General features: G+C 65.0%; 10 protein-coding genes. 7 read left to right on the plus strand and 3 right to left on the minus strand.

The features are described 5' to 3' along the window. Positions 1 to 144: 144 nt before the first annotated feature. Positions 145 to 2,730, plus strand: a complete 2,586-nt coding sequence (clpB, locus tag B0E47_RS03305; protein WP_077512507.1) for an ATP-dependent chaperone ClpB — start codon at positions 145 to 147, stop codon at positions 2,728 to 2,730. Positions 2,731 to 2,772: 42 nt separating this feature from the next. Here clpB and ggt read toward each other — a convergent pair whose 3' ends face one another. From ggt to B0E47_RS03320, 3 genes are all read right to left on the minus strand, one after another. Next, complete coding sequence (ggt, locus tag B0E47_RS03310; protein WP_077512509.1) at positions 2,773 to 4,548, minus strand: gamma-glutamyltransferase; 1,776 nt, start codon at positions 4,546 to 4,548, stop codon at positions 2,773 to 2,775. Positions 4,549 to 4,611: 63 nt separating this feature from the next. Then, complete coding sequence (locus tag B0E47_RS03315) at positions 4,612 to 7,101, minus strand: TonB-dependent receptor (RefSeq protein ID WP_077512511.1); 2,490 nt, start codon at positions 7,099 to 7,101, stop codon at positions 4,612 to 4,614. Between the two features lie 765 nt (positions 7,102 to 7,866). Next, positions 7,867 to 8,598, minus strand: coding sequence for a CsgG/HfaB family protein (locus B0E47_RS03320; RefSeq protein WP_077512513.1), 732 nt, complete (start codon positions 8,596 to 8,598; stop codon positions 7,867 to 7,869). Between the two features lie 480 nt (positions 8,599 to 9,078). On the opposite strand from B0E47_RS03320, the gene B0E47_RS03330 reads away from it, so the two are divergent. From B0E47_RS03330 to ruvC, 6 genes are all read left to right on the plus strand, one after another. Beyond that, positions 9,079 to 9,405, plus strand: a complete 327-nt coding sequence (locus tag B0E47_RS03330; protein ID WP_077512517.1) for a zinc ribbon domain-containing protein — start codon at positions 9,079 to 9,081, stop codon at positions 9,403 to 9,405. 92 nt (positions 9,406 to 9,497) lie between these two features. Then, positions 9,498 to 10,046, plus strand: a complete 549-nt coding sequence (locus B0E47_RS03335; RefSeq protein ID WP_077512519.1) for a DUF3011 domain-containing protein — start codon at positions 9,498 to 9,500, stop codon at positions 10,044 to 10,046. A 140-nt stretch (positions 10,047 to 10,186) separates the two neighbouring features. Then, positions 10,187 to 11,959: an aspartate--tRNA ligase gene (aspS, locus tag B0E47_RS03340; protein WP_077512521.1), complete on the plus strand. Its 1,773-nt coding sequence runs from the start codon at positions 10,187 to 10,189 to the stop codon at positions 11,957 to 11,959. Between the two features lie 40 nt (positions 11,960 to 11,999). Then, complete coding sequence (locus tag B0E47_RS03345; protein ID WP_077512522.1) at positions 12,000 to 12,629, plus strand: alpha/beta hydrolase; 630 nt, start codon at positions 12,000 to 12,002, stop codon at positions 12,627 to 12,629. An 86-nt stretch (positions 12,630 to 12,715) separates the two neighbouring features. Then, positions 12,716 to 13,444 carry a YebC/PmpR family DNA-binding transcriptional regulator gene (locus B0E47_RS03350; RefSeq protein WP_077512524.1) on the plus strand — a complete coding sequence of 243 codons (729 nt, stop codon included), beginning with the start codon at positions 12,716 to 12,718 and terminating at the stop codon, positions 13,442 to 13,444. Between the two features lie 28 nt (positions 13,445 to 13,472). Next, positions 13,473 to 14,036 (plus strand): crossover junction endodeoxyribonuclease RuvC, encoded by a 564-nt coding sequence (ruvC, locus tag B0E47_RS03355; RefSeq protein ID WP_077512526.1) that lies wholly within the window; start codon positions 13,473 to 13,475, stop codon positions 14,034 to 14,036. Positions 14,037 to 14,046: the final 10 nt, after the last annotated feature.

A 14,046-nucleotide genomic window follows, 5' to 3' on the forward strand; every position in this document is an offset into this window, starting at 1 on the left:
TCACGACCGACCGCATGGGAAGGGCTCGCCATCCGAATCAGCTGCACCGATTCGGCTTACTGGCTTGAATCGACAGCTCGCGTCCGCATCTCGCGGGAATGTTCAGGCACAAGCCCGACCCTTCATCCTGACGGAGAGTGATTTATGCGGATGGACAAACTCACCTCGCGTTTCCAGCAGGCGCTGGCCGATGCGCAGTCGCTGGCCGTGGGCCGCGACAACAACATGCTGGAGCCGGCGCACGTGATGGCCGCGCTGCTCGGTCAGCAGGGCGGCTCGACCGGGCCCTTGCTGACCCAGGCGCAGGTCAACGTGCCGGCGCTGCAGCAGCGCGTGAATGCGATCCTGGAGCGCTTGCCCAGGGTGAGCGGGCAGGAAGGCAACATCAACGTCGGCAACGACCTCACCCGCTTGCTCAACCTCACCGACAAGCTGGCGCAGCAGCGCGGCGACCAGTACATCGCCAGCGAGCTGTTCGTGCTGGCGGCACTGGATGACAAGGGCGAGCTTGGCGCGGCCTTGAAGGCGGCCGGTGCGACCAGGGTCAACCTGGAAGCGGCGATCGACAAGCTGCGCGGCGGCGAAAAGGTGCAGAGCGAGAACGCCGAGGAACAGCGCCAGGCGCTGGAGAAATACTGCATCGACCTCACCGAGCGCGCGGAAAAGGGCAAGCTCGATCCCGTCATCGGTCGCGACGAGGAGATCCGCCGCACCATCCAGGTATTGCAGCGGCGTACCAAGAACAACCCGGTCCTGATCGGCGAGCCCGGCGTGGGCAAGACGGCGATCGTCGAAGGACTGGCCCAGCGCATCATCAAGGATGAAGTGCCGGAAGGGCTGCGTGGTCGCCGCGTGCTGGCGCTGGACATGGGCGCGCTGATCGCCGGCGCGAAATTCCGTGGCGAATTCGAGGAGCGCCTGAAGGCTGTGTTGAGCGACCTGTCCAAGCAGGAAGGTCGGGTGATCCTGTTCATCGACGAACTGCACACGATGGTCGGTGCCGGCAAGGCCGATGGTGCGATGGATGCGGGGAACATGCTGAAGCCGGCGCTGGCGCGCGGCGAACTGCATTGCATCGGCGCCACCACGCTGGACGAATATCGCAAGTACATCGAGAAGGACGCCGCGCTGGAACGGCGCTTCCAGAAGGTGTTCGTGGGCGAGCCGACGGTGGAGGACACCATCGCGATCCTGCGCGGGTTGAAGGAGCGCTATGCGGTGCACCACGGCGTCGAGATCACCGATCCGGCGATCGTCGCGGCGGCCACCCTGTCGAACCGCTACATCGCCGATCGACAGCTGCCGGACAAGGCGATCGACCTGATGGACGAGGCGGCCTCGCGCATCCGCATGGAGATCGACTCCAAGCCGGAGGAGCTCGACCGGCTGGAGCGCCGGCTGATCCAGCTGAAGATCCAGCGCGAGATGCTGAAGAAGGAAAAGGACAGCGAATCGAAGCAGCGCCTCGCCGACCTGGAAACCGATATCGAGAAACTCGAGCGCGAGTTCTCCGATCTCAACGAGATCTGGAAGTCGGAAAAGGCGGCGCTGCAGGGCACCACCAAGGTAAAGGAGCAGATCGAGCAGGCTCGGCTGGAACTGGAGTCGGCACAGCGTGCGCAAGACTACGCGCGGATGAGCGAGATCCAGTATGGCAAGCTGCCGGAACTGGAGAAGCAGCTGGCTGCCGCCCAGGCTGCCGAGACACAGGACTTCAAGCTGGTGCAGACCCGCGTCACCGCCGACGAGATCGCCGAAGTGGTCGCCCGCTGGACCGGCATTCCGGTGAGCAAGATGCTCGAGGGCGAGCGCGAGAAGCTGCTGCACATGGAGGATGACCTGCACAAGCGCGTGGTCGGCCAGGACGAGGCGGTGCATGCCGTGTCCGACGCGATCCGCCGCTCGCGCGCCGGCCTGTCCGATCCGAACCGGCCGAACGGTTCGTTCCTGTTCCTCGGCCCCACCGGCGTGGGCAAGACCGAGCTGTGCAAGGCGCTGGCCGAGTTCATGTTCGATACCACCGATGCGATGGTGCGCATCGACATGAGCGAATTCATGGAGAAGCACTCGGTGAGCCGGCTGGTCGGCGCGCCGCCGGGCTATGTCGGCTACGAGGAAGGCGGTTATCTGACCGAGGCGGTACGCCGCCGGCCGTACAGCGTGATCCTGCTTGACGAGGTGGAGAAGGCGCACCCGGACGTGTTCAACATCCTGCTGCAGGTGCTCGACGATGGCCGCCTCACCGACGGCCAGGGCCGCACCGTGGACTTCCGCAACACGGTGATCGTGATGACCTCCAATCTCGGCTCGCAGATGATCCAGGACGCGGCCGAGAGCGGCGGTGACGCGGAGGAGCAGTACACCCAGATGAAGGCCTCGGTGATGGGCGTGGTGCAGGCGCACTTCCGGCCCGAGTTCATCAACCGGCTGGACGAGCTGGTGGTGTTCCGTCCGCTGGACAAGACGCAGATCCGCGCGATCGCCCGCATCCAGCTGGCTTATCTGGAAAAACGTCTCGCGGAGCGGCAGTTGAAGCTGGACGTCAGCGACGAGGCGCTGGCCTTGCTGGGCAACGTGGGTTTCGACCCGGTTTACGGCGCGCGGCCGTTGAAGCGTGCGATCCAGCAGCAGCTGGAGAACCCGCTGGCGAAGCAGATCCTGGAAGCCCGCTTTCAGCCCGGCGACACCATCCGGGTGGAGGTGGCCGGCGGACATCTGGTCTTTGCCTGAAGCCTGCGCACCATTGACGGCTGCCGGCGCTATCTTTCGCGCTCAGTAACCGGCCGCCAATCCGGCCGGCCGGCGGCGATCGTTGGCGCCCTCGAGCATGCCGGTCTTCGGGTTCACCAGGATGGCTTCGTCGGCGCCCCAGGACCTGATGGTCTTGAAGTGGTGGCCCATCGCCTCGAGCCGGCTTTGCACCTGGGGGGCCAGCAGGCCCGGCTCCACCAGCACCACATCCGGCAGCCATTGCTGGTGCAGGCGTGGCGCGTTCACCGCCTGCTGCATGTTCATGCCGAAGGTGGCCACGTTGAGGAAGCTCTCCAGCGTGGTCGAGATGATGGTGGAGCCGCCGGGGCTGCCCGTCACCATGTACAACTTGCCGTCGCGCAGCACGATGGTCGGCGACATCGAACTGAGCGGGCGCTTGCCGGGCTCGATCCGGTTGATCCTGCCCTGCACCAGGCCGAAGCTGTTCGGCACGCCCGGTTTGGAGGTGAAATCGTCCATCTCGTTGTTGAGGAAAAAGCCGGTGTCGCCGGCGATCCGGCCCACACCGAACAGGTAGTTGATGGTGTAGGTCACGGCCACCGCGTTGCCGTGGGCGTCGACCACCGAGTAATGCGTGGTGTTGTTGCCCTCGACCGGCCCCAGGCTGCCCTTGATCGCGGATGACGGGGTGGCCTTGTGTGGGTCGATGCCGGCGCGCAGTTTCGCGGCGTGCTCCGGCGACAGCAACTGGTCGATCGGGTTCTTCACGAAGGCGGGATCGCCCAGGTAGGTATTGCGATCGGCAAAGGCGCGACGCTCCGCCTCCACCAGGTAGTGCACGCTGTTGACCGAACCGTAGCCCCACTGATCCAGCGGGTAGGGCTTGATGATCTGCAGGATCTCGCAGATCGTGGTGCCGCCGGAACTTGGCGGCGGCGCCGAAACGATGGTGTAGCCGCGGTAGTCGCAACGAATCGGAGTGTCCCAATTCACTGAATAGTCGGCGAAGTCCTGCATCGACAGGATGCCGCCGCCTGCCTGGCTGGCCGCGACCACGGCGCGTGCGATGTCGCCGTGGTAGAACGCTGCGTCGCCGCGTTGCCCGATCTGTTCCAGCGTATGCGCCAGCTGGTCCTGGCGCAGGCGTTCACCCGCCACGTAAGGCTTGCCATGGTTGAGGAAGATCGCCGCGGCATGGGGGTGCCTGGCGAAATCCTTGGCCCGCTCGTTGAGGATGTTGATGTCGCCCTGCTGCAACACGAAACCGTCGCGGGCCAGTTTGATCGCCGGTGCGATCACCTTCGAGAGCGGCATCGTGCCGTACTTCTGCAGCGCCGCATCGAGGCCCATCACGGTGCCGGGCACGCCCACGCCCAACCATGTTCCCGTGCTCTTGCCCTTGATCACGTTGCCGTCGGCATCCTGGTACATGGCAGCGCTGGCCTTCAGCGGGGCCTTCTCGCGGAAATCCAGGAACACGCTCTTGCCGCTGGCCAGGTGGACCAGCATGAAACCGCCGCCGCCGATGTTGCCGCAACACGGATGCACCACCGCCAGCGCGTAGCCCACGGCCACCGCGGCGTCCACCGCGTTGCCGCCCTGCTTGAGGATGTCCACCCCGACCGCGGTGGCCAGGTGTTGCGCACTGACCACCATCGCGTGCCCGGCGCTGACCGGTCGAGCCTTGGCCAAGGCTGCCCGCGTCGTGGCCGGGGCGCTGGCATCCAGCGCCTGACTGGGGATGCTCCTGCTGGCTGGACTGGCCTGGTCGGCCCGGCTGGCGAGCGCCGGGGCCATCAGGGCCATCGCGGTCAGTGCGAAAAGTACGATGCGCATGCGGTGGTCCCGGTCAGGGCTTGCGGACGCCAGGCATGGCGAACATCGAGGGTGAGGCCTTGTTCACCAGCTGTAGCGCACCTTGCCGTACACGTAGGCACCGTTGTAGCCGAACGGCGAGAAGGTCGAGTACGGCAGGGTGCCATTGTTGGTGTTGTTGGGAATGTTCCGGTCCGGGTAGGTGTCGAGCGCGTCGTCGGCGCCCAGCGTGAACATCCAGTTGTCTAGGTGGTAGTTCAGCGCCAGATCGAGGATCCACTTGGGCGTGAAGGTCTGATCGACCACACCGGTGGCGGCGTTGTAGGTGGCCAGGCTGCTGACATAGCTGGTGTAGCTGCCGTAGCGGGTCAGCGTGCCGGTCACTCCCCAGTTGCCTACGTTGTACTGCTCGCTGAGGATGAGCTTGCTGCGCGGGCTCGAATTGGCCAGGTAGCCCTTGATGTCCTGCCGATTGAGGCGCACGAAATTGACACCGAGGCTGTTCAAGACCGCCGGGTTGGGTTTGACGCTGGTCACCGAGTTCTGGTTGTAGTTGGCGCTCAGGGTGGTGGCGAGCGTTCCCGCATTGCCAAGGTCGGCTAGGTAGGTAGCCACGAGATCGACGCCGCGCGTGCGCGTGCTGGCAGCGTTGGTGAAGTAGTCGATGCTGCGGAAGTTGAGGTTGGTGATGCCGTTCGCCGCCAGATAGCTCACCACGTTCGGCGCGGTGGTCGAGATGGCGCCCGACAGCGCGACGCGGTTCTGGATCTTGATCTGATAGACGTCCAGGCTGAGGGTCAGCGCACTGGTGGGATTCCAGACCGTGCCCAGGGTGTAGTTCCTCGATTTCTCCGGCTTCAGCGGTTCGGAGCCCAGCAATTGCGCGATCGGGCTACCCACCGGCACCAGGCCCGAGTTGTAGATGCCCGCGGGTAGGCCCGCCGAATTGCCGTTGGCGAAAAACAGCGAGGACGTCTGCGAAAAATATTCCTGGCCCAGCGCGGGAGCCCGGAAACCCGTCGAAGCGCTGCCGCGGATGGCGAAAGTGTCGGTGAAGTCGAAGCGGCCGGACAGTGAACCCGAGGTGGTGTTGCCGAAGTCGCTGTAGTGCTCGTGACGAACGGCCGCCGCCACGGCAAACTTGTCGGTGAGGTTGGTTTCCAGGTCGAGATATTCGGCCACATCGTGGCGCGAGGCATCGACGGCATTGTCGGGTTGCCAGCCGGCGAAACCCTGTGCGCCGCCTGAAACGCCCGACGTACCGACGTACCAGGATGGCAGCGAGCCGGCGTCAATGACATAGGTCTGGCGCAGGTATTGCGCGCCGAATGCCACGGTGACCGGATTGGGCAACCAGCCGGTGGAAACTTCCTTGGCGATGTCGAGATCCACGCTCTCCTGCTTGGCGCTGAGGACGCCGTCGTTAAACACGCTCGGCGTACTGCCGAAGTCGTTCAAGTAGGCGTAGTTGAGGCTGTGTACCGTTTCGTAGGAGACCCGGTTGCGGCCGAAGTTGCCGCTGAGATCCCAACGCCAGCCGTCAACCGTGCCGCGCAGGCCCGTGACGAGGGACTGGTCGGTGGAGTCGGCGTGTTCCAGCGGCAGGAAGCCGTCGGGATAGACCTGCCCGATCAGGGGATTGTTCGGCTTGGGTGAATTGATGCCATAGCGGAAGAACGCCGGCGACGTGCTCTGGCGGCGACCGTAGTGGCCGAATGCGTAGAACTGCACATCCGGCGTCAGGTCGTACTGCGCGTTCAGCATCAGGTTGTTGTCGCGCACATCCGGGTCGCCCTGGCGAAAGTTCACCCCCAGTTGCGGGAAGCCCGGGCGGTTGTCGGGTCCGGCGCGATTGGTGTGGTCCTCGTTGCCGGTCTGCAGGGCGATGCGCAACCAGCCCTTGTCGCCGCTCAACGGAATGCCGAAGTTGGCCGAGCCCTGCCACTGTCGGCCATCGCCCGCGGAATACTGGCCGCCGGACACTTCGACGTCGCCTCCCTTGGCGCCCTTCTTCAGGATGATATTGATGACACCGGCGATCGCGTCGGAGCCGTACTGCGCCGAGGCGCCGTCGCGCAGCACTTCGATATGGTCGATCGCCGACAGCGGTATCGTGTTGAGATCCACCGGCTGCGAACCGCGGCCGATCACGCCGTTGTTGAGCAGGATCGCGCCTTGATGCCAGCGCTTGCCGTCGACCAGCACCAGCACTTGATCAGGCGACAGCCCGCGCAGCTGCGCCGGTCGCTGCGTGTCCGCGGTGTCGGCGGCCGCAGGGCGCGGGAAATTCAGCGAGGGGATGATGCGTGCGAGCGCCGTCGGCAGGTCGGTGGTGCCGGTCTGCTGCAACACCTTGGCCGAAACCACGTCGATGGGAGTGAGCGAACTGCTTTCGGTACGACTGTTCGAGCGCGTGCCGGTAACGATCACCGCACTGAGGTTCTGGGCCTTGCCGGGGGATGGCGCCGTTGCCGGCGAGGTACTGTCCTGCGCACTGGCGACGGTGCTGCCCAGCGCGAAAAGCACGGCGACTGCAAGGGAGGCCGGGAGGATGGTCTGAAGGCGCTTTCTCATGGATATTTCCCTGAAGGATGGTTTGTTGCTCTGCAGCAAGTCGAGATTAATGCCATGTCGCGTAAGCGTCAATAGCCGTATAGACGTCCAAAAGTGTACGTTGTCCATCTCCGTCAACCGCAGTGAATCCCGAACTGTCCATGCGTTCGCCTGCTGGTACGGTGCCTCACAAATCAGGTTGGGGCCGGTTGGATGGCTGCCCGAGTTCGTGGAGGGAGGACACTCGGGCCGTTGATCAGGACGAAGGGCGTCGAGTCGACGGTCTGCGTCTGGATGCAAGGACGGTCGCGACGATAATGGACGGTGTCAGCCCCGATTTTGTCTGCATGGTGCGGCCCCTTGGGCAGTAACCAGGAAGTGTTCGCAGATCGAGGGTCCGTGATCGCGGTTGGCACACGAGATCGATGATGAAAATCGGGTGCCGTGATCCTTGCGTGTTTGAAGGTAGGCCCGCGCGGAACGCTCTGTCAAAGATGAAGAGTTTGTGACGACGCGCGGTCCGCGCCTCCGGTCGATGCGGCAAGGACGGTCAGCGGGAGTGCTGACGAGTGTTGTAGCGCGTTGAGGCGCAACAGGAAGCGCGGGAAGAAACTCGCGCGCATCGAATGGATTGCGGGGCGGATGCGTGCCCTGGATTCGCGCCGGCGCGGCCGGTCTGAACTTCGCCGGCTGCGCCTGCCAGTTGCCGAGCAGCGGATCGGTGGCGGCCGAGACGGCGCATGCCTGCTTCCATCACGCATGCGCCGACGGCGAGCGTCGATCGGGTCAGTTGAGGTCGAGTGCGTCCTTGTCGCCCTGACGACGCTTCTGTTCCTTCTGGTCGAATTTGGCTTCACAGCCGTCGCGTTTGACCATCGCGCAGTCGAGATAGTCGGTGGCCTCGATCAGGGCGGCGCGCACGGCCTTGCTGGCAGGGGTTTTCTCCGAATGGCCGAAATCGCCGCCGACGCCATGGCCGAGATAGCCGCCGAGATTCATGGCCTTGTCGGTGCTGCGCCCTTCGACGGTGCGTGAGAACACCACCTCGGAGGTTTCCGCATCGATCACCCGCAAGTCGATGGCCACGTAGGCCTTGGCCTGGCCACCGCCGACATGAAAGCCGGCAAAATTGAGGCCGCCACCGGTCTTGGCGGCGTCTTCGGTATACGAGGCGACACTGCCGGTCACCAGATACTGCGCGCCGGTGATGTTGCCGGTATGGGGGCTGCTGCCGGGGCGCATCCGATACGAGCTGGCGAGATCCTGCTCCGCCAGCACCGAATTGATTTTCTGTCGCTCGATGACCTTGAAATCCCCGGTGGCGCTCAGTTCATTGCTGAGCACGTCGGCGAGCTGCGTACCGACTCCGCCATGCCACCAGGAGGCGGAATCGCTGTTGTTGGTGAAGTCGATCACCGCGACGGTCAAGGTAGGTGCCTCGCGGGCCATGACGGCACCGCTCGCCGTGATGGCCCAGGCAATTGCGGTGCCGAGCGCGATAGTTTTGGTGTATTTCATGATGCTCCCCTCCAGTCGATGGTCGTGGCACTGCCCCCAGTGTTTTGGCGAGACGATGGCCCTGCCGGTCATCACCGCCACGGCGGGTCTTTCCTCATGGTGCGGCCCGTCGAGGGCACATCATGCGCCGCAGGCATTCGCTCTGCCACTCACATCGTGGCGTTCTTGCATGAGGTGCCGTACTGGTGGGTGCCGGGGTTGCCATCAAGCAGGGTGAATGCCAGCAAGACGATGCCTTCGACGTTTACGCCCAACCTGTTACCGTCGGTACCGGACCCCGCCTCCAGGTTCCCCGCCTTTGGCAACCCGTGCTCGTGTCCGCATAAGTATTCACGACTCCCCCGATGCCCTTGGCGGCGGGTCCATCCCTGGACCGGCGGCCATCGGAACGCTGCAGGCCGCGCTGCATTGAAATCGGCCTCGGCACACAGATAATGCATTCGTGCCGGCTGCGGGTCGGCCCGAAACCACGGAATATCCATGCCCATCTACGAATTTGAATGCAACGCCTGCGGCCATCGCTTCGATCGGTTGCAGAAGTTGTCCGACAGCGATCCCACGGTCTGTCCGGCGTGCGCGGCGGCGCAATTGCGGCGGCGGGTGAGCGCGCCCTCGTTCCGGCTGGCCGGCAGCGGCTGGTATGAGACCGATTTCAAGAAGGATGGCGACAAGAAACGCAATCTGGCCGAGGCCAGCGGTGGCGACGCATCCAAGCCGGCCGCGGACACACCGGCAGCGGCGACTCCGGCGGCAGCGCCGGCGCCTGCCACCGGAACAGGCACCGACAAGGCTGCCGCGACCAACTGAGGAACCCGGTCGGCTATCCTGACCCTGTCGGGAGCGATCGCTGTCGTGACCGGCGAATCTGCGTAGTGTTCCCTATATGAAGAGGTGCACCGATGTCCATATCGAACTTGGGCGTGGCGGGGGTTGTGGCGGGTCTCGTCGCCGTGTGCTCGTTGATGGCCGCTCCGCCCGCGCATGCACAGCGCGGGCAGGGCGTCCGCTGCGAAAGCAACAACGGCAAGTTCAATCGCTGCCAGATGCCGTGGCGGGATGCCGAACTGGTCAAGCAGGAATCCAAGGGGGCGTGCGTCCGCGGCCAGAGCTGGGGCGTGGACCGGCAGGGGCTGTGGGTGGATCGCGGCTGTCGCGGCGTCTTCGGCGAGGCCCGGCATGGGCGGCCGGATGATGGGCGTCCGGGATACGGCCCCGGCGGCTGGCAGCCGGGGCCGGGCTGGGACCGGTCGATCCGCCTGCAGTGCGACAGCAACAAGAACAAGTATCAGATGTGCATGGTCGATGTAGGTCGCCGCGGCCGCGTGCAACTGGTCAAGCGCATGTCCGATGCGCGCTGCACCGAGGGTTCCAGCTGGGGATGGAATCGCGCCGGGGTGTGGGTCGATCACGGCTGCCGTGGTCAGTTCCTGGTGGATCGACGCTGGTAACCAGGGACCCGCGGCTCGTGCCCGGCGCAGGGCCTTGATCGCCCGGCCGGGCATCGTCGTCTCGGCGTTGCCGCAGCAATGTTAATATTCCGGGTCTTTTCACTCGTTCACGCCGCCCCGCGGCCCGGAGTTTCCAGCGCATGCGCACGCATTACTGCGGCCTCATCGATGAGTCGCTGATCGGCCAGACTGTCACCCTGTGCGGCTGGGTCAACAAGATTCGTCTGCAGGCCCACGTCGCCTTCGTCGACCTGCGCGATCACGAGGGCCTGGCCCAGGTGGTGATCGAGCGGGAGAACGCGTCGACCTTCGCCGTCGCCAACGAGATCGGCAACGAATACTGCCTGCGCGTCACCGGCACCCTGCGCAAGCGCATCGCGGTCAACGACAAGCTCAGGACCGGCACGGTCGAACTCGTTGCCGACACCGTGGAGATTCTCAACGCCGCGAAGGACCTGCCGTTCGCGCTGCACGAGAACCCGAACGAGGACATGCGGATGACCTACCGCTACCTCGACCTGCGCCGCCCCGAGATGCAGGCGATGATGCGCAAGCGCATCAAGCTGGTGCAGACCCTGCGCCGATACCTCGATGAGCGCGGTTTCCAGGACGTGGAAACGCCGATCCTGACCAAGGCCACGCCCGAGGGCGCACGCGACTACCTGGTGCCCAGCCGCGTGCATCCGGGCCAGTTCTACGCGCTGCCGCAGTCGCCGCAGTTGTTCAAGCAGATCCTGATGGTGGCCGGCTTCGACCGCTACTACCAGATCGCACGCTGCTTCCGCGATGAGGACCTGCGCGCCGACCGCCAGCCCGAGTTCACCCAGCTCGACCTGGAGTTCGCCTTCGTCGAGGAAAAGGATGTGCAGGATTTCGTGGAGGAACTGATCCGCCACGTATTCCGTGACGTGCAGGGCGTCGAACTCGATGCTGCGTTCCCGCGCATGACCTGGATGGATGCGATGCGCCGCTTCGGTTCGGACAAGCCCGACCTGCGCATCGCGCTGGAACTGGTCGATGTGGCCGACGTGCTGAAGCACGTCGAGTTCAAGGTATTCGCCGAGCCGGCCAATGATCCGGCGGGCCGCGTCGCCGCGCTGCGCGTGCCCGGCGGCAGCACGTTGTCGCGCAAGGATATCGACGGTCTCACCGAATACGCCTCGCGCTACGGTGCGAAAGGCCTGGCCTGGCTCAAGGTCGAGGACCTGACCAAAGGGCGCGAGGGCATCAATTCGCCGGTGGCGAAATTCCTCGACGACGCGGCGCTGGATGGCGTGCTCAAGGCCACTGCGGCGCAGACCGGCGACATCGTGTTCTTCGGTGCCGGTGCGTGGAAGACCGTCACCGACTTCATGGGCGCGGTGCGGTTGAAGGTCGGCAAGGATCGCGGCCTGGTCGAGGATGGCTGGAAGCCGCTGTGGGTCACCGATTTCCCGATGTTCGAATACGACGCCGAAGAGCAGCGCCATGTGGCCCTGCATCACCCGTTCACGGCGCCGAAGATCGACGACATTGCCGACCTGCGTGCGCACGCGGCCACGGCGGTGAGCCGCGGCTACGACATGGTGCTGAATGGCAATGAGATCGGTGGCGGCTCGATCCGCATCCATCGGCCGGACATGCAGAGTGCGGTGTTCGAACTGCTCGGCATCGGCGCCGAGGAGGCCGAGGCGAAGTTCGGCTTCCTGCTGAAGGCGCTGAAGTTCGGCGCGCCACCGCATGGCGGCATCGCCTTCGGCATCGACCGCATTGCCGCGCTGATGGCCGGCACGGAATCCATTCGCGATGTGATCGCCTTCCCCAAGACCACCAGTGCGCAGGACCTGATGACCGATGCGCCCTCGTCGGTGAGCGACACGCAGTTGAAAGAGCTGCATGTGCGTGTGGCGGCGGGCAAGGAGACAGTCGGCTGATCCGCCGACGATTCCCCGTGCGGTCTTTCGGCGACATGCCATGAGCGAGCACGTGATCCTGTTGCACGGCCTGTGGATGCGCGGCTTCGCGCTGTCCATGCTGCATCGTCGGTTGATCGAGGCGGGCTTTCGCGTGCACCGCTTCGACTACCTCAGTGTGGCGGCCACCCAGCAGCGCATCCTGGATCGACTGCAGACCCGCATGATCGACCTGGCGGGAGAGGCCGATGCCGTGCATCTGGTCGGCCACAGCCTCGGCGGCCTGCTGGCCTTGCGCGCCTGTCTCAAGGGGGGGCTGCCGTCGGGACGCATCGTTTGCCTGGGCTCGCCGCTGAAGGGCAGCGCCGCGGCGCGCGGGTTCGCCGCGTGGGGAAAGGGTGGCGAAGTCCTGCTGGGGCACAATCGCGAGTTGCTGGAACAGGGTTTCGAGCACTGGGACGGGCCGCGCGAGGTCGGCATGATCGCCGGCCGCACGCCGCTTGGCCTGGGTGCCATGCTCGGCCATTTTGCCGGCGAGCACGATGGCACCGTGGCGGTGGAGGAAACCCGCCTGCCCGGGTTGGCCGATCATCGCGTGATCGAGACCAACCACACTGGCCTGCTGTTTTCGACCGAGGTGGCGCAGCAGACCGCCTGTTTTCTGCACCACGGGCATTTCGACGGGGCCTGATCGAGCATGTTGTCGCAGTCCGGCACGTGGTTCGAATTCAGGTAAAATCGTCGGTTCATTCATTTGAATTCAGGCGCAGGCATTGTATGGGTAGAGGCCCGTCCATCGAAGGTCGCAAGAACGCCGAAGACGCCAAGCGCGCCAAGGTGTTCACCAAGCTGATCCGCGAAATCACCGTCGCCACGCGCGCCGGCGTCGCGGATCCGGCCGGCAATCCGCGGTTGCGCGCGGCCATCGACAAGGCGCTGTCGGCGAACATGACCAAGGACACCATCGAGCGTGCGGTCAAGCGCGGCTCGGGGGCGGACGGCGGCGCGGACATGCAGGAGCTGCGCTACGAGGGCTACGGCCCGGCCGGCATCGCGCTGATCATCGAGAGTTTCACCGACAACCCGACCCGCACCGTGGCCGATGTGCGTTACGCATTGACCAAGCACGGCGGCAACCTGGGCACATCGGGTTCGGTGGCGTTCCAGTTCACCCGCTGCGGCGAGTTGGTGTTCGCCACCGCTGGAGACGCGGCGGCCGAGGAAAAGGTGCTGGAAGCGGCGCTGGAAGCTGGCGCGGATGACGTGGTCAGCGAGCATGGCGAGAGCACCGTGCTGTGCGCGCCGGAACATTTCGAAGCGATGCAGCAGGCGCTGATCGCTGCCGGCCTGAGCGCCGTGCACGCCGGCGTGGTGATGCGCCCCAACAATCGGATCGAGGTGCCGGCGGAGGCACTCGAACCCCTGCATGATCTGCTCGACAAGCTCGACTCGCTGGACGACGTGAGCGAGGTGTCGCACAACGCCTTGCTGCCAACCGATGGCTAGCAGCAAGGCGGGAAATGGGGAATCGGAAATGGGGAACGGGACAGGGCAGGATTCGTCGACCGATTCCCGCTCCGCGAGGATCATCGGCATCGATCCGGGCAGCCAGCGTACCGGCGTCGGCATCATCGACGTGGACGACACGGGAAGGCTTACCCACGTATTTCACGCTGCCCTGGTGGTGGCTGGCGAAGCAAGCTTCCCGCTGCGCCTGAAACGCATCTTTGACGAACTCTGTGACATCATCGCCGCGCACCAGCCGATCGAGTGCGGCATCGAGCGCGTGTTCATGGCGCGCAATCCGGACTCGGCACTCAAGCTGGGGCAGGCACGTGGCGCCGCGATCTGCGCGGTGGTCAGTCGGGGGATCGTGGTGCACGAATATGCGGCAACCGAGGTCAAGCAGTCCGTGGTCGGCAATGGCCGTGGCGACAAGACCCAGGTTCAGCACATGATCGGGATCCTGCTTGGCCTGAAGGGGCCGCTGCAGGCCGATGCCGCCGATGCGCTTGCGATTGCGGTGACTCACGCGCACACGCGCGCCAGCCTGGCCCGGGTGGGCATTCCGCGCACGGCCTGGAGACGGCGCCGATGAAGGCGATGCC

This window comes from Rhodanobacter sp. B05 (assembly GCF_002001085.1).
Taxonomy (GTDB): domain Bacteria; phylum Pseudomonadota; class Gammaproteobacteria; order Xanthomonadales; family Rhodanobacteraceae; genus Rhodanobacter.